Consider the following 21,046-nt stretch of genomic DNA (forward strand, 5'->3'; position numbering starts at 1 on the left):
ATTTAAATATAGTCTTTATTTCAACTTTATACGTAACAAACCAAAAAAAGCCCTATAAAATGACCCTGATATTCAACCCGCTAAAAAGTTAAGATGGATCAAGTTTATTTATTGCCCCCGACTATAATCACAATTTCTCCTTTAGGTGGTGTATTGGTGAAATGTTCCAAAACCTCAGCAGTGGTTCCCCTTATCGTTTCTTCGTATAATTTGGTCAATTCCCTTGAAACGGAAACAGGCCTATCCTCCCCAAAATACTCTACAAAATGTCCCAACGTTTTAAGAAGCTTGTGCGGCGATTCATAAAAAATTAGCGTTCGTGTTTCCTCGGCCAGCATTTTTAATCGGGTTTGGCGGCCTTTTTTTATCGGGAGAAATCCTTCAAAAACAAATTTATCATTTGGGAGTCCACTATTTACCAATGCCGGCACAAAAGCTGTAGCACCAGGGAGACATTCTACATGAATATCATGTTCCACACAGGATCTTGTCAATAAAAATCCGGGATCTGAAATTGCAGGCGTACCCGCATCGGAAATTAAAGCTATAGTCGTTCCCCCTTTTAATTTCTGAATCAATACATCGACCGTTTTATGCTCATTATGCATATGATGGCTTTGCATGGGGGTATTGATGTTAAAATGTTGTAACAATTTTCTACTGGTACGGGTGTCTTCGGCCAAAATAAAGTCTACTTCCTTTAGAATCCTAATGGCTCTCAGGGTCATGTCTTCCAAATTTCCTATAGGCGTTGGTACCAAGTATAGTTTTCCCATTAAACTAGAACTTAATGATTTATGATTTTACCGAAAATATAGGATATCACCAATGCTATAAAAGCAATGATGGAATAAAGTTCCCCACCATCTTCCGCTACTTTATGTGCAGTAAAAGCCAGCGTGGTATCAAAAAAGAATCCTGCATAGGCCCATTCTTTCAAGGGCTTGGAGAAATTACCCCAAATGGCAACCAACCCCAATATCTTGGCGATGGCCAAAGGGTACACCAAATAAGTGGGATAATCATACCCCTCAAAAATACCGACAACTACGTCCGGGCTTGAAAGATAAAAATATGCGGAATACAACATTACATAAGTCAATACGGCAGTCGCTAAATAAAAGATGATCTTTTTAAAATCCATTTTGTCATTTTATAAGGTCAAAGATATGTTCAAAATTGTCGCTTGAAACAAAAAAACCCAACATTACTGTTGGGTTTTGATTTTATTTCCTGTTTCATCTAAGCAAATCTACGCTCTATTAATTCCATAAATCGGGCTTCGTATTCCTCTTTGCCTTCCCAATTGTTATAGTCGGGCTTTACCATATTTTCTATAAAAGAAATAGATCGTTCGTGAGTATCAATAGTATTGAGTTGAGACAATACACGGTTATAATCCGCCGTGCTATCACTGAATAAATGCTTCACGAAAGCCAATCTATTGTTCAAGTCTACCTTTAGATCTTTCTTGCCCAAACTATCGTTGAGCGATTTGGGAACTTCCGTCTTGGAAACTCCATTGCCATTCGTAGGCATGAAAAGTTCCTTATCATTCTTCATCAAATTGGGTTGCGCCATAAAATCCTTTAGTACATCCTCCAAATTCTCATCATTCGGCATCTCGGAAACCATATCCTTTATAGTGTCCATTCCAGGTATCATGATATCTTCATTGTGTGGATTGCTTTCCGGAACAGAGGAGTTCTCCCTCATAACGGCGGTTGCCATTTCCTCAAATTTCGCCGCAATTGCACTTTTGGAAACATCAACCTCCAAATCGTTCAGCTCTTCCTCAATAAACTTAAGCACGGCCAATTTCTCATATAACTTTTTTGCCGACTCGTACAGATCAGCTATAGAATCCGTATCTCGCGCGGTAATGATTTCGGTAGATAACTTCCGCAACTCTTCTTTCAACTTTCTCTTCATACCCTACAAATTAGTCTTTTCTATTCTATTGCGATACCTTTTTTTAATAACTTTAGCATTCTATAAACTAGAACGAAAAAACCTCATAATTTCGTCTAAAATTACAAAATGTTTCTCGAAAATACCGTTAATCCCAAAGAACAGTTCGGCTGGATAGAAGTCATTGCCGGCTCTATGTTTTCCGGGAAGACAGAGGAACTGATCCGTAGGTTAAGGCGTGCAAAATTTGCCAAACTAAAGGTCGAGATCTTTAAGCCTATGGTGGACAAACGTTACCATGACGAAATGGTCGTCTCCCACGATGCGAACGAAATTAGGTCCACTCCGGTACCGGCAGCTGCCAATATTCGGATATTAGGCGACACATGTGATGTCATAGGGATTGATGAGGCGCAGTTTTTTGATGACGAAATCGTGACCGTTTGTAATGATTTGGCGAACAAGGGCGTTAGGGTCATTGTTGCAGGATTGGATATGGATTTTAAAGGAAACCCTTTTGGGCCCATGCCAGCACTCATGGCAACTGCGGAATATGTGACCAAAGTACATGCCATATGCACCAGGACAGGAAATTTGGCCAATTACAGCTATCGTAAATCGAACAATGCGGATTTGGTCATGCTTGGGGAAACGGAAGAATATGAGCCACTGAGCAGAGGTGCTTTCTACAAAGCGATGATAAAGGAAAAAGTAAAAAAAATAGAAGTTTCTTCAGAAGAAATCATCGCCCCTAAAAAGAAATCAGATGCCTAAAGCCCAAGAAACGATTCTTGAAATAAATTTGGGCGCACTGGAACATAACTACCACTATTTAAGGTCCAAATTAAAGCCTAATACCAAGTTTTTGGCCGTTGTGAAGGCATTTGCCTATGGCAGCGATGCAGAAAACATAGCATTAAAGCTACAGGAGCTAGGGGTTGATTATTTTGCCGTGGCCTATGTGCGGGAAGGTGTTGCGCTGCGCGATGCGGGAATAACTAAACCCATTTTGGTGCTGCACCCGCAGACCATTAATTTTGATACGTTGATTGAACGTTATCTAGAACCTAGTATTTATTCTCCCAAGATTTTGAACGAATTTTTAGCAACTGCGAAAAAACACGGACAAAAAAATTATCCGGTGCACTTAAAATTCAATACCGGTCTAAACCGACTCGGTTTTTGGGAGAACGATGTGGAGTTTATCGCGGAAAAATTGAACGGGAGAAACGAAATAAAAATCACTTCTATTTTTTCACATTTAGCGGCCTCGGAAGATTTGAATGAAAAGAATTTCACTCAAAAACAAATTGAAACTTTCGAAAAAATTGCACAGGAGGTCGATAAAAAATTAGGCTATGCACCTTTCAGGCATTTATTGAATACGTCTGGAATCATCAATTACACCAATGCTCAATATGATATGGTCAGAAGTGGAATCGGATTGTACGGCTACGGTAACGAGGCCAAAGTTGATGCGGAGTTAAGACCGGTAGCTTCTTTGAAAACCATCATATCTCAGATACACAAAATAGAACCCGGGGAAACAGTGGGTTACAACCGGGCGTATACTTCAAAAGGTTATCACGTAACGGCAACCCTCCCGTTGGGTCACGCAGATGGCATAGGCAGACAATATGGCAATGAAAAAACGCATGTCTCGGTCAATGGGAAAGAGGCTCCGATCATCGGTAATGTCTGTATGGATATGATTATGATAGACATTACCAATATTGACTGTGAAGAAGGGGACGAAGTACTCATCTTTGGACCTGAACTTAGTGCTACAAAGTTTGCAGAAACGGCAGATACTATTTCCTATGAAATCCTGACCGGGATTTCACAACGCATTAAGCGAACTTTAATAGAGTAACTGTTTATCTACTACCCTTTTAGAACGAAGCTATTTTTTTCTTACATTGCATACTGTATTAACCAACAAAACACTATATCATGTTAAAAGAATTTAAGGAATTTGCAATGAAAGGAAACCTGGTGGATATCGCCGTTGGTTTCGTTATGGGTGCTGCTTTTAATAAAGTGGTCGCATCTTTTACTGGGGGAATCGTTTCTCCATTGATCGGTCTGCTCTTTAATGCAAACTTTAACGATTTAAAATACATCTTACAAGAAGGAACTATGAATGAAGCTGGAGAAAAAGTAGGCGAAGTTGCCGTATTGTATGGTGAATTTTTAACCAACGTTATCGACTTTATTATCGTAGCCTTTGTAATGTTCATGATTGTCAAAGGAGTGAATAGCATGAAGAAAAAAGAAGAGGAGGCACCAGCTGAACCGGCAGGACCAACACAAGAAGAGTTACTTATGGAAATTAGGGACGCTCTTAAAAAATAAGTTGTCCAAAAGGACAGCACCGCTGCACTGCAGTTTATTTTAATCTTAAAACCGTCAACCTGGTTACGCTAACCAGGTTGACGGTTCTTCTTTTAATTTACGACCTTGAAATGAAATAACAGTTTTAATTGTTATAAATATAACTTTTTGTTTTATTTTTAATATCGATGCTTCTTTTTGATGATAGTTTCCAAATTGCGACCTACCTTTGCCCTTTCAAATTAGAATAAAATGAAAGTAGCAGTTGTTGGCGCCACCGGAATGGTAGGCGAAGTTATGTTAAAAGTATTGGCTGAACGTAATTTTCCTATCACGGAACTTTTATTGGTCGCCTCCGAACGTTCCGTTGGCAAAAAATTAGCATATAAGGGAGAAGATTATACCATCATCGGTTTGGCAGATGCCGTAGCAGCTAAACCGCATATTGCCATTTTTTCTGCTGGAGGGGATACCTCTTTGGAATGGGCCCCTAAGTTTGCCGAAGTTGGTACAACTGTAGTAGATAATTCCTCCGCTTGGCGTATGGATCCCTCCAAAAAATTGGTCGTTCCCGAAATAAATGCCGATGGATTAACAGCAACGGACAAAATCATTGCTAACCCTAATTGTTCCACTATACAATTGGTGATGGCTCTGGCGCCATTACACAAGAAATATAAAATGAAGCGCGTAGTAATTTCAACCTACCAATCCGTATCCGGAACGGGGGTAAAAGCGGTGCGCCAATTGGAAAATGAAATTGCCGGGATAGATGGAGAAATGGCATATCCATATCCTATAGGTCGAAATGCGCTGCCCCACTGTGATGTTTTTCTAGAAAATGGGTACACCAAAGAAGAAATGAAGTTGGCCCGTGAACCACAAAAAATATTGGACGACCGTACTTTTTCCGTTTCCGCTACGGCAGTACGTATTCCTACGGCAGGAGGGCATTCGGAATCCGTGAATGTGGAGTTCTTGAATGATTTTGAATTGAACGAGGTCCGTAAAATTCTAAACGACACACCTGGCGTGACCGTACAGGACAATCCGGACACAAATACGTACCCCATGCCCATTTACGCGCATGATAAAGATGAGGTATTCGTAGGGCGTATCCGCAGGGATGAGACACAGCGCAATACGCTGAATATGTGGATTGTATCGGACAACCTTAGAAAAGGGGCTGCGACCAATGCCGTACAGATTGCGGAATATTTGGTCGACAAAAAATTGGTTTAGCACTAAAACATGATAGCTAGAATTTGGCGTGGGAGAACCAAACTAGAAAACGAGGAAGAATACACTCGTTTTATGAAAACTCGGGCGATTCCCGATTATCAGAAAACTTCCGGTTTTGTAAAGCTTAGTTTTTTAAAACAATTAAAAAAGAACGAAGCACATTTCACCTTGATTACATATTGGGAAAATCTTGAGGTAATCAAAAATTTTGCCGGGGAAGATTTTGAAAAGGCCAAGTATTATCCGGAGGACAATCTTTTTCTTTTAGCGTTTGAAGAGTATGTGGAGCACCATCTTGTTTTTGTCGATATCTGATGTACATCAATAGTACCCAAAAGAATGTTAAAACCTTCAAAATATCATTATTTTGAAGGTTTTTTAGTCTTATTTTTAGCCTGACTAATTACTACATAATGAGAAGATTAACTACCGCCCTATTCGTGGCACTTGCAGTCATTGCATGCAAAACAGAAACAAAAAGAGAACCTATCGCAGTGAATTATCCTACTACAGCAAAAGTTGATACCGTTGACACTTATTTTGGAACAGAAGTAAAAGATCCCTACCGCTGGTTGGAGGACGATATGAGCCCCGAAACGGAAGCATGGGTGAAAGAGCAGAACAAAACTACTTTTGGGTATTTGGAAAACATTCCCTTTCGCGAGAATTTAAAAAATAGACTGGAAGAACTATGGAACTATGAAAAATTAGGTTCCCCTTTCAAAGAAGGGGATTACACTTATTTCTATAAAAATGATGGACTCCAAAACCAATATGTGGTTTATCGTAAAAAAGGAGATGGTGAGGCGGAAGTCTTCTTGGACCCCAATACTTTTTCTGAGGACGGCACCACATCTTTGGCAGGCTTAAATTTTACCAAGGACGGTTCTCTGGCAACTTATATGATTTCCGAAGGTGGAAGCGATTGGCGCAAGGCAATCATCATGAATACCGAAACCATGGAAATTGTAGAGGATACACTTGTGGACATAAAATTCAGTGGTATTTCTTGGAAAGGAAACGAGGGTTTCTTCTATTCTAGTTATGACAAGCCTAAAGGAAGTGAGCTTTCTGCTAAGACGGACCAACACAAATTATACTATCACAAATTGGGCACACCACAAAGTGAGGACGAGCTTATATACGGAGGGACACCAGAAGAAAAACATAGATATGTGGGCGGTTCGGTTACGGAAGACAATAGATATCTCTTTGTCTTTCCTAGAATTTCTACCTCGGGGAACAAGTTATTGATGAAGGACTTGTCAAAACCGAAGTCCGATTTTGTGACCATCTTGGACAACGCGGATACGGACACCTATCCGGTAGAGACAAAAGGTTCCAAATTGTTTTTAATGACCAATATGGATGCTCCCAACCAAAAAGTCGTAACCGTAGATGCCGCAAATCCTACCCCTGAAAATTGGCAGGACTTAATTCCGGAAACAGAAAATGTATTGACCATTGGCACCGGTGGAGGCTATTTCTTTGCAGAATATATGGTAGATGCCATTTCCAAGGTATATCAATACGATTACGACGGTAAAATGGTCCGCGAGGTAAAACTACCTGGTTTAGGAAGCGCAAGTGGTTTTGGCGGTAAAAAAGAGGATAAGGAATTTTATTTTTCCTTCACCAATTATAACACTCCGGGTTCATCCTACAAATACAATGTAGAAACCGGGGACTATGAGCAATACTGGAAACCGGAAATAGATTTTAATCCAGAAGATTATGAATCAAATCAGGTTTTTTACACTTCTAAAGACGGTACCAAGGTACCTATGATCATCACCCATAAAAAAGGAGTAGAACTCAACGGTAAAAATCCAACGATTTTATACGGTTATGGAGGGTTCAATATAAGTCTTACCCCATCTTTTAGCATAGGCAATGCGGTCTGGATGGAGCAAGGCGGTATTTATGCCGTACCCAATTTAAGAGGTGGTGGAGAATATGGCAAAAAATGGCATGATGCCGGTACCAAGACCCAAAAACAAAACGTATTCGATGATTTTATCGCTGCCGCGGAATATCTTATTGAAAATAAATACACATCCAAAGAGTATTTGGCCATACGCGGCGGATCCAACGGTGGTCTATTGGTAGGGGCTACCATGACACAAAGACCTGACCTAATGCAAGTAGCACTGCCCGCCGTTGGCGTTTTGGACATGCTGCGGTATCATACGTTCACCTCTGGAGCTGGTTGGGCATATGATTACGGAACTTCGGAAGAAAGTGAGGAAATGTTCAATTATATAAAAGGCTATTCTCCCTTGCATAATGTCAAGGAAGGTACGGAGTATCCGGCTACCTTGGTGACCACTGGAGACCATGATGATCGCGTGGTTCCCGCACACAGTTTTAAGTTTGCTGCAGAACTTCAAGAAAAACAGGCCGGTGAAAATCCTACGCTCATTCGTATTGAAACCAATGCAGGTCACGGAGCAGGAACTCCGGTAAGCAAAACCATCGAACAGTTTGCCGATATTTTTGGTTTCACGCTTTATAATATGGGCTTTAGTGAATTACCCAATCAAGCCGTATTAAAAGAGTTTAAGGACTAAACAATAGTCCGGTGATTTCATGGGTTTAACAATGCAGTGTGTAGATAAACTGTTCTATCTTTTTTGTAGGTAAGTGATAAATGGTATATGTACCACAATATGATGGACATCATGATCATCTCTCCTCCATCTTCAATCATACCGAACAAAAAGTTGAGCTTGCTACTTGAGCTTAAAATTTGATGTAACATATCGAATCCGACACCGAACAAGAGAAAAAAGAAAATTAAAATGGATAAGTCAATAGAGTTTCTTTTGAACATTTTGTCTCCTTTTAAGAAAGAAGCTACAAAGGCAATTATTATTATAAAACCTATCAAACCGGTATACAAAAGTTCACCTATATCCTCTGCTCTAAGGCCAAACATAGAATTGAAATTAAATTTTTCGCTAAGAAAAATCCCTGCATTTTCGTGAATCCCGATAGAATCGTCTACAAAAAGTATTAAAAAGAAAAAAGCCCATGATATGAACTGAAATCGCTTAGCTGCGTGAATTATTTTGATTAAAAGAACAATAATCAACAAATATTTTACATATTGGAAAAATTCAGGAATACTTTGATCAACAGTGATCAATAAAAAACCGTAGTCTGTCCAATTTGAAATAATTTCCAAGTAAAACAGAAATCCAATAAATAAATGTATTACAAGAAATAGAAAGTCCATCAATAAAAAGCCAAGAAGCAATTTATTTGAAGGCTTAAAAGAAAAATATTTAAGTGTCTTAAACATATTTATAAAAGTACTCTTCTACTATCTCATCCGGTGTCATAAAACAGTCAAAAATTAACATTATCAAGTTTTCTTCAATTAATTCTTAACTAACTATCATTAATCAAGTTGATTAAATCTGAGTGTAACATTGTTTGAGCACCACGTTTCTTATCAAATTGATTACACTTAAGAAATAAGGGCAATATGGTCTAATTCATAAGAAGATAATAATAGTTCTCAATTTTATAAATAAATAAAGCTAAAATTCGTTATTCAACATATAATACGATTTCCTAATAACTATGCTCCGTATAGAAAATGTCTCCTTTGCCTATGATGATGTTCCCGTATTGGAAAACATTGACCTCAGAATTCAGCGAAGGGAACATGTGGCCATCATTGGAGAAAGCGGTTGCGGCAAAAGTACCTTGCTGAAAATAATTTATGGCTTGATGGATTTAGAACAGGGAGAAGTTTTCTGGGAAGACGAACCCATTTTAGGGCCTGCCTATAATCTGGTCCCCGGTGCTCCCTTTATCAAATATCTTTCCCAAGATTTTGATTTAATGCCTTTTATTACCGTTCGTGAGAATATTAGCCAATATCTCTCTGTTTTCTATCCGAAAGAACTGGAAGAAAGAACAGCGGAACTACTGGAAATGATCGAACTCGCCGATTTTGCAGATAAAAAAGTGAAAACCTTAAGTGGTGGCCAACAACAACGGGTAGCACTTGCAAGGGTCTTGGCGCAAAAACCGGAAATATTATTATTGGACGAACCTTTTGGCCATATCGATAATTTTTTAAAGAACAGTCTAAGGCGCAACATCTTTAGCTATCTGAAGGAAAATGGAATCACCTGTATCATAGCCACACACGACTATCAGGATGTACTCCCTTTTACAGATAGGATTTTTGTCCTCAGGGACCGTAAAATCATGGTAAAGGGAAAACCTATGGAATTGTACAAAAATCCAAAGGAACTGTACATTGCTTCGCTTTTTGGAGAGGCCAATAGTATTTCTATCGATGTCCTAAAATCATACGCCAATACCAAAAGGAGGATTATTGTCTATGCCCACGAGTTTCGCGTATCGGAAACTTCGGGTATTCCCGTGACCGTTAAAAAATCTTACCCCATGGGAAGTCATTTTTTGACGGAAGGTGTCATGGAAGATGGTGAAACCATTTTTTTTAATGCCCCTACAGAACTTTCCGCAGATAAAGAACTCTTCTTGAATGTATCCCTGGAGACCATTAACCAAAGGATTCAAACCAATCGAATTACATAAAGTGTAAGAACTTCTCTTGTTAACTTCAAAGTATCAAAAATCCATTTTGATCAACTTTCTTTTTGCACGAAAACTTCAGAATATTTATGCCTATTATATCTTACTATTGACCATCCATCCAATACCGTATCTATCAGTACACCTGCCAAAATAGCCCCATTCCCGTTCTCTGAAATCATGATGAACCTGACCTCCTTTAGACAGTTCTTCGAAAAAACTTTCTCCTTTTTCAACACTATCCGCATCTATGCTCATTTGTATTTGGTTTCCACTATTCAGGGGCGTATCCGGTGCCACGTCATATGCCATTATATGAATTCCTTTTCCTTGAAGTTCAGCATGCTGTAATTTATTTCTATAAGAGGAAGGGACATCAATTTTTTTATCCTCATAGGTTTGCCTATTCTTAATATCGGCATTGAATAGTTTTCCATAAAAATTCAATGCTTCTTGGCAGTTGCCATTAAAGGAAAGATATGCTTGTACTTTCATAATACTTGTTATTTTGAGATTAATTTCTTTTTTGTTCGCGTAATTCTAATTTTATAATTGCCTACAAGGGAAGTTGGATTTAAGTAGTATCAAACGCTCTGTATTTTGCCATCATGAACATAAAAATTCCGTAGCATATAAGTCCAAGAGCAACTATCCCCACCAACCAAGGGCCTTCCGAGTTTTGTCCTAAAAAATCAAACGCTTCTTGAGTACCGCTTGCAGATTGCAAAGAACCAGCAGTGCTAGCGGCTCTCAGAAAAAAATAGGAAATAATAGCAACAACAATACCCCTAGCAATAAGCCCTGCGTAACCAAAGTTTTTGATTGCTTTCCGAATATTTCTTTTTGATAGACTACTTGAATCAAATTTTTTGATAAAGTCACCCTTATAGGCTTTTTTAAATTGGAAGATTGCCTTTAAAACCAATCCTATTCCAATAGCGTAAAACACATATTCCGTAATTTCAGAAGGGATAAAAGAACTATTACCCGCGCCGTTTCCTGACTGACCGAGAATAGTATAAAATGCATATATCCCTAAAGAAAAATATAATAATCCACTAAGAAAAAAACCTATTCTTTTACCTAGCCCGGAAGTATCCGAACCAATGTTCTCAGGATCTTTTATGCTTTGGAAAAAACGCCAAAAAGCATAGCATATGAGTCCTGTACCTATTAAACCTAACAGAACATTACCAAAACTCTGCTCTTTTAAAAATGCCAATACACCCATCTTGCCCTGTGCCTTACCGCCAAGTCCAAAGGCAGCTCCAAACGCAAGAAAACCGGTCAATGCATAGACTACACCTTTGGAAAAATACCCTATTTTGGCTATTCTTTTTATTTGATTTTTCATGAAGTCGATTCTATTGGTCTAAGATAATTTTGATTCGCCATATATATTTGTTCTATTCATTAAATCTGTAAGCCATTTACTTTTCAGGATAAAACCTGAAATATTTAGACTAATCTCAAAACTTTTGCGTTATAGGTGTTATAATTTTTAAAACCTACGTTATGAAGCGTTTGCATTTGGTTCTTACTTTGGTAGTTTTTACACTATTATTGTTACCCGTATTCCTAAAATAGGAGAGGAACTTTCTACCGTTCCATTCCCCAAAAAACTATTAGTGATGTGTTTTCCTATTTTTGTCTAAAACAATATTGTTTTGGATAAGGATACTATACAACAAGAACTTCAATTTAAGGCTGTTAGAAGTAGCGGTCCCGGAGGGCAGCATGCCAATAAGGTATCCTCAAAAGTGGCGCTATCGTTTGATGTTCAAAATTCTCTTGGATTATCCCCAATAGAGAAAGAAAGACTGTTTCAAAAACTTGGTTTCAAACTGAGCAAGGAAAATACTCTGGTATTGCAGTGCGATATTCATCGAAGTCAACATAAAAATAAAGAGGAAGTTATAAAAAGATTCTTCAGGCTATTGAAAAAGTCGCTTCAGGTTCCCAAAAAAAGAAAACCGACAAAACCTTCAAAATCGGCTATTGAGAAAAGACTGAAATCCAAAAAAAGGGCAGCGCTCAAAAAAGTCAATCGGGCGAAACCAAAACTCGACTAAACTTGCATTTTTAGACATATATAAAACTATCCGAAATTCAATATTTGAAATGCTTTTTGATTAAAGTTGAATGTATCGCCTTTGCGTTTACCCAATAACAATTTCCCAATAGGGGTTGCCACGGAGATACAGAAAAAAGACTCCTGATTTACTTTACCTGCTCCCGCAGAAATAGCAATATAATAATTGCCTTGGTCGGTAAAAACGAAACTTCCCAAACCTACGGTTTCCGAAGTGGTGTTCAAAGGAACTTTGGATAGGAGTTGTTTCATTTTTTCTGCCTCGGCCAACTGTACGCCCAGTTTCTCACGCTCTAATTGAATCATGGCCCTTCCCGTTTCGTGTTTATCGCCGGCACTGCTCTTGGTTTCAGAAGTCAGTGCATTTTCTATTTCGGTAATCTGTGTTCGTATTCTTAAAATTCTAGCGTTTACAAACTCATTACAAAACGCGAAAGCTACTTTTTTTAATTCAATAAAAGATTTTTCATTCTTCAAGATGGTACAAATCTGCCAGTTTATAAATAAGGAATTTACCATTTTATCGTTAGAATCGCCTTGAGATATCTTTGTGAGTTTTAATTTTTGGAATTACAAAATAATTACAAATCAAATTGGTGTGCCAACTTTTGTCCCACATGGGTACCGACGGCGATACCCATACCTCCTAAACGCACCCCACAGGCCACGTTTGTTGAAATTGTCTTCACAATTGGTTTTTTCTGTGCACCTACTCCCATGATACCCGACCATTTTTGATCTATCACAAACGGAATATCCGGTAGGATAACGGTACTCAAAAGCTCATGAAGTTTGTTTTGTATGATTTTAGTATTCCCGAACTCAGTGGTTTCTTCTGTTTTAAAATCGAGGTTTCTCCCGCCGCCCAATAAAATACGATTGTCGATATTTCTAAAATAGTAGTAGCCTTGGTCCAAATGAAAAGTGCCTTGTACGTGCAATTTTGGAATGGGTTTCGTAATGATTACCTGTGCACGGGCCGGTTGAACCGGCTCCGGTATTAATTTTGAAGCGAAACCATTGGTAGCGATATAGAGTTTTTTGGTTTTCAGTTCAAACCTATTCGTTTTAATATGTACCCCATCCTGTACTTCTGAAAATGCGACTACCGTAATTCCGTTCAGAATATAAATATTTTGTTTTTGGACCAATCGCATTAAAGCATCCATCATCTTGCCAGTATCTATTTGGCCTTCATGCCGATGGGTAATATAGTGTTTTTCAACATTTTTAAATCCATAAGCATTTGATGTCCTCGCAAAGGTGTTTTTACCAAAAACCGGTTCAAGCATTTCGTTTACCTGAGCTAAATTTTCAAGGCATTTTTGATACAAATGATCATGGTCTTTCAAAAAAAGTTCATGTCCGCCCAGTTGCCGGTAATCCAAAACTGTATCTCCTACCGATTTCCGCAACGTTTGGATTCCGGTCACTCTGTCTTTTACCAAATTTATGACCTCTTGTTCGCTGTGGTGTTCCGAATCGTTCAACACTTCGGAAATACTACCGAAACAGGCAAAACCTGCATTTTTGGTGCTTGCTCCCTGAGGAAAGATTCCTTTTTCCAGAATCAAAATTTTAGCTTTCGGATATTTTTTGCGCAATTCCAAAGCACAATTAAGTCCTACGATACCGCTTCCCACAATGGTAAAATCAATAGCATTTAACCACGTTTTATACTCCCAATAGCTTAGGTTCATGGTTTTGTTATTGGATTTTGTTGGTGTTAATCCCCATTATATTCCTCCTTCCAAACAGCTAAAGCTTCCTCTCGAAGTATCTGTATCATATGAAACTCTGTTCTCCTTTTTACAGGGTTCATATCAAAATAAGAAGCGGAATAGGCATATCCAAAATTTTGGGCATCCTCCGCCGAAGCTGCATAATAAATGGCCTTGAACTTTGCCCAATGGCATGCGCCCAAGCACATCATACAAGGTTCGCAACTGGTGTACAACGTACATTCTTTTAAATTGTCCTTTCCTATTTCTTCGCAGGCTTGCTGTATAGCCCTTAATTCCGCATGCTGTGTAAGATCATCATCCCCTTTTACCTCGTTGTGCACTTCTGCTACAATCTCTTCATTTCTCACGATAACCGCTCCAAAAGCACCGCCCGATTCGGCATCGCGACCTTCCCTGGCTTTTGCTATGGCAATCTTCATGTAATGTTCATGTGGCATATATTGTTATAAATATTCATTGGAAAATGCCCACTGCACTTCTCCGTTGTATTTTCGAAGTTAAGGAATAGCTGGGTTTTATTTAGAAAAGTGATGGGCAATGGGATATGAATATTTTCTGCGGGACAACAATCTATTCTCTTTCTTCTAGCCAGCTAGTTATGGCATCCAAAAAACCATCACATCTCGCATAGGGTAATTTATCATCTTCAAACTCATAGAACCCACCGGTTTTACATTGATGCAAATTGTGATTGCCCTTTGGAAATGTTTTTATGGTCAATTGTTTATTAGAAGCCAATGTCCTTTCATATAGTTTTTTGGTTTGTTTCCAATCTACGTGCATGTCCTTTTCGCCAAATATTGCCAACACGGGAATATCAACTTTTGATAACATCTTTTCAAAGTCTTCCACATATAACGGTAGCTTGGATTCTTTGTCCAGTTTCGCCTCTTTTAAGACTTTTTGGTACTCATAATAGCCCTTTTCTTTGATGCCTCCATTGTTGAACCTAAGCCAAAATTCATTTTTTTGAAGCGTTGGCGTAGCCGCTAAATACTCTTCGTAACTTTTCCCGTTTCGAGATAATAGAACCCCATTATGCCATTCTCCAACAATTTGGTCAACCTCATCAATAGTATGCCCGTTGATTCTTAAGTTTTGTTCCAGTAGGTATTTAAAGGTTTCGTCATCGTCTACGCCGCTTACCGAAATCCAAAGGTCTATATCTTTATACCGATCAATCACAATAGGGTTGATCCATCCCGCTCTGCTTATTCCCCACAATCCAATTTTTTCCGAGCCTCCTACATGTTTTTCTTTTAACATGGAAATGGCCGCGATTGCTTCCAAAGCACTGTTCTGTACGGTTTGATTGTAGTTAAAAGTACCTTCACTTTTGCCACAGCCCATTTTATCCCACATGTAAGTGGCATATCCAGCATTAATCACCGCCTGCCTTACGTCGTACCACCATTCTTGGGCAATAGCATTCGTCTGCCCTGAACCATGGACAATAAGTATAATACCCTTGGGTACTCTATTCTTTGGGGTATTCAATACTCCATTTAAATTGACCCCTTCAAATTCAAAATCCAATAACTGCTTCTCTAGCTGTGCCTCACCATGGAATACAAGAAGTGAGAAAAATAACAATACAAGAACTCTATACATTTTATTGTTTTTTTAAAGATGCTACTGCTTGTATTTTGTTACAGTTTGCTGGGTTTTACAATGAAAGTTGATTCAAGGATAATCCGAATAAATTTGCAATTGGTGTTGTTCCGACCATTTTTAAGAAAGGAAGTCAGAATATATAATCATTAGTATTTACACTATATCAGAACTGAGACATCAGATTCCTTTTCTGTTTTAGGGATAGCAGCGGCATCCTTTTTTGTCTTTCGACTCCACTTAGAGAGTAGTAAAGGCTTGATATTGGATTTAGGTTTTTTTAAAGCTTCAAAGAAGACACAAAAGATATAGCGAATAGCCCGGCTTTTGCCTTTGGCAAAAGAAAACCATAAAAAAACTCCGGCTGATTACCGGAGTTCTATATTATACTTTTGGTTCTGGATCCATCTTCCAATCGTTCATAAAGGCCGTGGTATAATTCCCTGCCAAGTAATCTGGGTGATCCATCAATTGTCTATGGAAGGGAATCGTAGTTTTGATACCCTCTATCACAAATTCATCCAAGGCCCTTTTCATTTTATTGATCGCCTCTTCCCTTGTTTGTGCAGTGGTAATCAATTTAGCGATCATGGAATCATAGTTCGGCGGAATGGTATAGCCACTGTACACATGTGTATCCATACGAATGCCATGGCCTCCCGGTGTATGTAAGGTGGTTATCTTGCCCGGCGAAGGTCTAAAGTTGTTATACGGGTCTTCCGCATTGATACGGCATTCTATAGAGTGTAGTTTAGGCACATAGTTTTTTCCGGAAATAGGAACTCCTGCGGCCACCAATATCTGCTCGCGAATCAAATCATAGTCGATTACCTGCTCCGTTATGGGATGCTCCACCTGAATACGGGTATTCATCTCCATGAAATAGAACTTCCTATGCTTGTCCACCAAAAATTCTACCGTACCGGCACCTTCATATTTTATGTACTCCGCGGCCTTTACGGCTGCTTTCCCCATGGCGTCACGCAACTTGTCCGTCATGAAGGGAGATGGTGTTTCTTCCGTGAGTTTTTGATGCCTACGCTGCACCGAGCAATCCCTTTCCGATAAATGACAGGCCTTTCCATATTGGTCGCCCACTACTTGAATTTCAATATGTCTAGGTTCTTCAATCAGTTTTTCCATATACATACCTCCATTTCCAAAAGCCGCCGTTGCTTCCTGTACGGCACTTTCAAAATGGTCCTGCATTTCTTCTTCTGACCAAACGGCACGCATTCCTTTACCGCCACCACCGGCAGTTGCCTTTATCATTACGGGATATCCCATTTTTTTGGCGGTCTTCTTGGCATCGGCCACATCTTTTAAGAGTCCGTCCGAACCCGGAACACAAGGTACTCCGGCCGCTTTCATGGTCGCTTTGGCCGTGGCCTTGTCTCCCATGCGATCTATCTGCTCTCCAGAGGCTCCTATAAATTTAATGTCATGCTCGGCACATATCTTTGAAAACTTGGAATTTTCCGAAAGAAAACCATAGCCGGGATGAATGGCATCTGCATTCGTAATCTCCGCCGCGGCGATGATATTGGGTATTTTGAGGTACGACTCGCTACTGGCCGCCGGCCCTATACAAACGGCCTCGTCCGCAAACCTAACGTGTAGACTTTCTTCATCTGCCTTGGAATACACGGCAACGGTCTTGATCCCCATCTCCTTGCAGGTACGGATAACCCTTAATGCTATCTCACCTCTATTGGCAATCAGTATTTTTTTAAACATATTCTTCTTAGTTTAAAGCGTTTATGGTTTAGTAGTCTATTGTTTTAATGCTATTTCATTAAACGTTAAACTGAAAACTTCCAAACTTAAAATTATGATGGGTCTACCAAAAAGAGCGGTTGGTCAAATTCTACAGGAGAGGAATCGTCTACCAATACCTTTACGATTTTACCTGATACTTCTGATTCTATATCGTTGAACAATTTCATGGCTTCGATTACACAAAGTACATCTCCCGCAGAAATGGTATCCCCTACCTCTACAAAAACAGGTTTGTCAGGAGATGGTTTTCTATAAAACGTACCAATAATGGGTGATTTTATCGTAATGTATTTAGCATCATCGTCTGCACCGCTATCCGCTGTAGTGGCGGGACTGTCAGAAGTCGCGGGAGTCTCCGCTACCGGGGCTGGAGCAACGGGCGCCATGGGGGTCTGTGCCATTGGAATGGACTGTACGTAAGTGGTTTCAGATGTGCCCGTAGCGCCTGTACGAATAGTAATTTTAAGATCATCCGTTTCCAGTTTTACTTCACTTGCTCCGGATTTCGCCACAAATTTGATGAGGCTTTGAATTTCTTTAATATCCATAGTTTCAAAAGTGTTTTTAAGTAGTCATTAGTTTAATTAATATGCCCATTTCAAATAAATGGAACCCCAGGTAAATCCTCCACCGAACGCGGCAAAAACCAAATTATCCCCTTTTTTTAATTGGCTCTCATAATCGCTAAGCAATAGTGGTAACGTACCAGAAGTGGTATTTCCGTAACGCTGTATGTTCATCATTACTTTAGAGCTGTCCAAGCCCATTCTTTTGGCCGTAGCATCAATAATTCTTTTGTTAGCTTGATGTGGCACCAGCCAAGAAACATCTTCATCCGTTAAGTTGTTTCGTTTCATGATGCGCTCGGCGACATCTGCCATATTGGATACGGCAAACTTGAAAACGGTTTTGCCATCCTGAAATATAAAATGTTTTTTATTTTTTACGCTTTCTTCGGTAGCCGGCATCAAGGAACCACCACCTTCCATACCCAAAAACTGTCTTCCGGAACCGTCTGCTCTTAAATATTCATCTTGTAGTCCCAGACCTTCGGTATTGGGTTCGAACAGGACGGCCCCAGCGCCATCACCAAAGATGATACAGGTGGTACGGTCCGTGTAATCCAAGATTGAGGACATTTTATCCGCTCCTATCAACAGTACTTTTTTGTAACGGCCGGATTCTATTTGACTGGCCACAGAGGACATTCCAAAAAGAAAACTGGAACATGCCGCCAACAAATCATAGGCAAACGCATTTACCGCCCCGATTTCCGAAGCTACGAAAGCCGCTGTCGAGGCCACCAAACTATCCGGGGTAGCCGTAGCAACTACTACTAAATCTATTTCTTCCGGATTTACATTCCCTTTTTCCAAGAGTTGGCGTGCAGCTTTTATGGCCAAATATGAAGTTCCTTCGCCTTCTTCTTTCTTTAAAACCCTTCGTTCTTTGATTCCCGTTCGGGTAGTTATCCATTCATCATTGGTATCGACCATGCCTTCAAGCATCTTATTGGTCAGGACGAATTGGGGAACATATCCTCCTACAGCGGTTATAGCTGCCGTTATCTTGGTCATACGTTTAGTTTGTTTTCGTATAAAAAACTTGAAAAACACGCAAAAAGCAGTGAAAATTAATGATTTTCATCGACTTTTAATTAAAAATGGTCTTTTTTGTATCGGTATACAAAAAAAGCAAAAGACAAAAAGTGCCAATGATATCAAAAAAAACTCCCTGCTTTTTTCAAAGTGGGAGTCCCTAATTCTTGATATAAGGTATTTTAAGCTTCTGCTTCCTCGGTTTTATCTACCAAAACCTGACCTCTGTAGTACAATTTACCTTCGTGCCAATGTGCCCTGTGGTACAAGTGCATTTCACCAGTAGTGCTATCTGTAGCCAATGTTGGCGCTACCGCTTTGTAATGTGTTCTTCTTTTATCTCTCCTAGTTTTGGAGATTTTTCTTTTAGGATGTGCCATTTATACCTTATTTATCCGTTAATAGTTTTTTTAACTCGTCCCAACGGGGGTCGTTTTCTTTATTCTCTGTTTTTGTTTCTTTTGGTTCCAGTTCTCTCAACTTATCCAGAATGGGCGATTGTAACGTGCCATCTTCTATGCCGGGATGGATTCGTTTTTGTGGAACGGCCAACACCAACATTTCATAAATGTACTGAGCAATGTTTACCTGATGTTCCCCATGCGGGAGAATGAGTATTTCATCATTTTCGTCATTGTAATCCTCTCCAAATTTCACGATCAACTCAAGATTTGCGGCTATTTCTTGATCGTAAGGCTCACTGGTAATATCACAATCTACATTTACCGTGCCTGAAGCTTCAAATTCAAGCTCCATCATGGTACTTGTTTTGTTCAACAGTACCGTTACATCAATATTGGTACTATTAAATTCATCGTATCCAAAAGAATCAAAGAACGTGTTTTCTATTTCGTACTTAAATTCGTGTTTCCCTTGCTTTAATCCTGAGAAAGGAATGTTGAACTCCTTTTGCTTCATTATCTACAACACTTATTTTAATACTGTTGCCTCATTGGGAACGATAAACCGTTTCCGTTAAGGCGGGTGCAAAGATAGTTTTTTTTTAATAAAACCCAATAGTTATCAACATTTTATGCCAATAACTTTAGGGAAGTCCAAAAGTCCCCAAATTATCTTTTTACACGCTGTTTTTTTAACACATTTTCGGTGAGTTCAAGATACTCCGTTCTATTCTTAAATATATTGAGGCCCGTAAAAACGGCTTCCTTAAAAGAACCGTAATCCGCTTTTCCCTGTCCCGCTATTTCGTAAGCGGTACCATGGTCCGGAGAAGTCCTGACCCTATTCAATCCAGCCGTAAAATTCACTCCTTGTCCAAAAGATAAGGTCTTAAAAGGAATTAATCCTTGGTCGTGGTAAGCCGCTAGGATTGCATCGAACTTTTTATAGCCATCGGAACCAAAAAAACTGTCCGCCGGATATGGCCCATATACCAAATGGCCTAGTTCCGCCAATTCTTTAATGACCGGCTTTAACACTTCATCGTCCTCTTTGCCAATAACGCCATTATCTCCACTATGTGGATTAATGCCCAACAGGGCTATTCTCGGTTTTCTGATGCCAAAATCCATCGTCAAGGATTTTTCAACAGTCTTTACTTTATCACGAACCAATCTTGGAATAATGGTCTTGGACACATCCTTTACCGCCACGTGATCCGTAAGCAAGCCTACTTTTAAACTATCCGTTACCATAAACATTAGGCTCTCGCCTTCTAATTGCTCCGCTAAATAGTCGGTGTGGCCCGGAAAACTGAACCCTTCCGATTGTATATTGTTCTTATTGATGGGTGCTGTGACCAATACGTCTATCGTTTCGTTTTTCAATGCCGTAACCGCGGCTTTTAAAGATTTTATTGCATAACTGCCGCCCTCTTCGGTAGCTTCCCCAAATTGAATGTTCGGCACTTCTTTCCAAACATTTACAATATTCAATTTGCCATCAATGGCCTTGGAAGCATCCTGAACCCCGTTAAAGGCAATATTTATATTCAAGGCTTTCATTTGGTGGGAAATAGTCTTGTTGGAAGCAAAAATAATAGGCGTACAGAAATCCAGCATTCGAGCATCCTCAAACGTTTTTAAGGCTATCTCGCATCCTATCCCGTTCAAATCGCCAATAGAAATTCCTAGTTTTATTTTCCTTTTTTCCTCCATGATATCGGTTACCTTTGTAGTCCAATTTAATTGACAAAACTA

24 protein-coding genes are annotated in these 21,046 nt (G+C 39.4%); 8 read left to right on the top strand and 16 right to left on the bottom strand.

The window, feature by feature from the left end:
* Positions 1-104 precede the first annotated feature (104 nt).
* From rsmI to ACKWBX_RS14220, 3 genes are all read right to left on the bottom strand, one after another.
* A complete protein-coding gene (gene rsmI, locus ACKWBX_RS14210) occupies positions 105-776 on the bottom strand; it encodes a 16S rRNA (cytidine(1402)-2'-O)-methyltransferase (RefSeq protein ID WP_413969369.1) in 672 nt (223 codons plus the stop codon).
* An 11-nt stretch (positions 777-787) separates the two neighbouring features.
* A complete protein-coding gene (locus ACKWBX_RS14215; RefSeq protein WP_413969370.1) occupies positions 788-1,144 on the bottom strand; it encodes a DoxX family protein in 357 nt (118 codons plus the stop codon).
* Between the two features lie 98 nt (positions 1,145-1,242).
* Positions 1,243-1,932, bottom strand: coding sequence for a hypothetical protein (locus ACKWBX_RS14220; RefSeq protein WP_413969371.1), 690 nt, complete (start codon positions 1,930-1,932; stop codon positions 1,243-1,245).
* A gap of 108 nt (positions 1,933-2,040) precedes the next feature.
* Here ACKWBX_RS14220 and ACKWBX_RS14225 point away from each other — a divergent pair, with 108 nt between their 5' ends.
* The 6 genes from ACKWBX_RS14225 to ACKWBX_RS14250 all read left to right on the top strand — a co-directional run bounded on the left by ACKWBX_RS14225 (position 2,041) and on the right by ACKWBX_RS14250 (position 8,057).
* Positions 2,041-2,685, top strand: coding sequence for a thymidine kinase (locus ACKWBX_RS14225; RefSeq protein WP_413969372.1), 645 nt, complete (start codon positions 2,041-2,043; stop codon positions 2,683-2,685).
* On the top strand, positions 2,678-3,784 hold the full coding sequence (alr, locus tag ACKWBX_RS14230) for an alanine racemase (RefSeq protein WP_413969373.1): 1,107 nt from the start codon (positions 2,678-2,680) through the stop codon (positions 3,782-3,784). The genes ACKWBX_RS14225 and alr overlap by 8 nt, the downstream gene beginning before the upstream one ends.
* An 80-nt stretch (positions 3,785-3,864) precedes the next feature.
* Entirely contained in the window at positions 3,865-4,266 is a 402-nt protein-coding gene (gene mscL / locus ACKWBX_RS14235; protein ID WP_413969374.1) for a large-conductance mechanosensitive channel protein MscL, read from the top strand.
* A 231-nt stretch (positions 4,267-4,497) separates the two neighbouring features.
* Positions 4,498-5,487, top strand: a complete 990-nt coding sequence (locus ACKWBX_RS14240; protein ID WP_413969375.1) for an aspartate-semialdehyde dehydrogenase — start codon at positions 4,498-4,500, stop codon at positions 5,485-5,487.
* A gap of 9 nt (positions 5,488-5,496) precedes the next feature.
* Positions 5,497-5,802, top strand: a complete 306-nt coding sequence (locus tag ACKWBX_RS14245) for an antibiotic biosynthesis monooxygenase (protein WP_413969376.1) — start codon at positions 5,497-5,499, stop codon at positions 5,800-5,802.
* 98 nt (positions 5,803-5,900) lie between these two features.
* The gene (locus ACKWBX_RS14250; protein WP_413969377.1) at positions 5,901-8,057 is read left to right on the top strand and encodes a prolyl oligopeptidase family serine peptidase; all 2,157 of its coding nucleotides are present in this window, start codon (positions 5,901-5,903) and stop codon (positions 8,055-8,057) included.
* 17 nt (positions 8,058-8,074) lie between these two features.
* On the opposite strand, the gene ACKWBX_RS14255 is transcribed toward ACKWBX_RS14250, so the two are convergent.
* Entirely contained in the window at positions 8,075-8,674 is a 600-nt protein-coding gene (locus ACKWBX_RS14255) for a hypothetical protein (protein WP_413969378.1), read from the bottom strand.
* A 401-nt stretch (positions 8,675-9,075) separates the two neighbouring features.
* On the opposite strand from ACKWBX_RS14255, the gene ACKWBX_RS14260 reads away from it, so the two are divergent.
* Positions 9,076-10,065 (top strand): ABC transporter ATP-binding protein, encoded by a 990-nt coding sequence (locus ACKWBX_RS14260; RefSeq protein ID WP_413969379.1) that lies wholly within the window; start codon positions 9,076-9,078, stop codon positions 10,063-10,065.
* 93 nt (positions 10,066-10,158) lie between these two features.
* Here the strand turns inward: ACKWBX_RS14260 and ACKWBX_RS14265 are convergent, their stop codons facing one another.
* Positions 10,159-10,557: a VOC family protein gene (locus tag ACKWBX_RS14265; protein WP_413969380.1), complete on the bottom strand. Its 399-nt coding sequence runs from the start codon at positions 10,555-10,557 to the stop codon at positions 10,159-10,161.
* A 79-nt stretch (positions 10,558-10,636) separates the two neighbouring features.
* On the bottom strand, positions 10,637-11,416 hold the full coding sequence (locus tag ACKWBX_RS14270) for a DUF1206 domain-containing protein (protein WP_413969381.1): 780 nt from the start codon (positions 11,414-11,416) through the stop codon (positions 10,637-10,639).
* A 313-nt stretch (positions 11,417-11,729) separates the two neighbouring features.
* On the opposite strand from ACKWBX_RS14270, the gene arfB reads away from it, so the two are divergent.
* Positions 11,730-12,134: an alternative ribosome rescue aminoacyl-tRNA hydrolase ArfB gene (gene arfB, locus ACKWBX_RS14275; protein WP_413969382.1), complete on the top strand. Its 405-nt coding sequence runs from the start codon at positions 11,730-11,732 to the stop codon at positions 12,132-12,134.
* Positions 12,135-12,160: 26 nt separating this feature from the next.
* Here the strand turns inward: arfB and ACKWBX_RS14280 are convergent, their stop codons facing one another.
* From ACKWBX_RS14280 to pdxA, 10 genes are all read right to left on the bottom strand, one after another.
* Positions 12,161-12,673 (bottom strand): 3-oxoacyl-ACP synthase, encoded by a 513-nt coding sequence (locus ACKWBX_RS14280; RefSeq protein ID WP_413969383.1) that lies wholly within the window; start codon positions 12,671-12,673, stop codon positions 12,161-12,163.
* 62 nt (positions 12,674-12,735) lie between these two features.
* Complete coding sequence (locus ACKWBX_RS14285) at positions 12,736-13,854, bottom strand: NAD(P)/FAD-dependent oxidoreductase (protein ID WP_413969384.1); 1,119 nt, start codon at positions 13,852-13,854, stop codon at positions 12,736-12,738.
* A gap of 26 nt (positions 13,855-13,880) precedes the next feature.
* A complete protein-coding gene (locus ACKWBX_RS14290; RefSeq protein WP_413969385.1) occupies positions 13,881-14,336 on the bottom strand; it encodes a nucleoside deaminase in 456 nt (151 codons plus the stop codon).
* 133 nt (positions 14,337-14,469) lie between these two features.
* Positions 14,470-15,510 carry an alpha/beta hydrolase family protein gene (locus ACKWBX_RS14295; RefSeq protein WP_413969386.1) on the bottom strand — a complete coding sequence of 347 codons (1,041 nt, stop codon included), beginning with the start codon at positions 15,508-15,510 and terminating at the stop codon, positions 14,470-14,472.
* A 384-nt stretch (positions 15,511-15,894) separates the two neighbouring features.
* A complete protein-coding gene (gene accC, locus ACKWBX_RS14300) occupies positions 15,895-17,247 on the bottom strand; it encodes an acetyl-CoA carboxylase biotin carboxylase subunit (RefSeq protein ID WP_413969387.1) in 1,353 nt (450 codons plus the stop codon).
* 92 nt (positions 17,248-17,339) lie between these two features.
* Positions 17,340-17,837: an acetyl-CoA carboxylase biotin carboxyl carrier protein gene (gene accB / locus ACKWBX_RS14305; RefSeq protein ID WP_413969388.1), complete on the bottom strand. Its 498-nt coding sequence runs from the start codon at positions 17,835-17,837 to the stop codon at positions 17,340-17,342.
* 36 nt (positions 17,838-17,873) lie between these two features.
* A complete protein-coding gene (locus tag ACKWBX_RS14310) occupies positions 17,874-18,866 on the bottom strand; it encodes a beta-ketoacyl-ACP synthase III (RefSeq protein ID WP_413969389.1) in 993 nt (330 codons plus the stop codon).
* Positions 18,867-19,069: 203 nt separating this feature from the next.
* A complete protein-coding gene (rpmF, locus tag ACKWBX_RS14315; protein ID WP_099572176.1) occupies positions 19,070-19,267 on the bottom strand; it encodes a 50S ribosomal protein L32 in 198 nt (65 codons plus the stop codon).
* A gap of 7 nt (positions 19,268-19,274) precedes the next feature.
* Positions 19,275-19,805: a YceD family protein gene (locus ACKWBX_RS14320; RefSeq protein WP_413969390.1), complete on the bottom strand. Its 531-nt coding sequence runs from the start codon at positions 19,803-19,805 to the stop codon at positions 19,275-19,277.
* 152 nt (positions 19,806-19,957) lie between these two features.
* A complete protein-coding gene (pdxA, locus tag ACKWBX_RS14325) occupies positions 19,958-21,004 on the bottom strand; it encodes a 4-hydroxythreonine-4-phosphate dehydrogenase PdxA (protein WP_413969391.1) in 1,047 nt (348 codons plus the stop codon).
* Between the last annotated feature and the right edge of the window lie 42 nt (positions 21,005-21,046).

Source organism: Maribacter algae (assembly GCF_047345745.1).
Lineage (GTDB): Bacteria > Bacteroidota > Bacteroidia > Flavobacteriales > Flavobacteriaceae > Maribacter.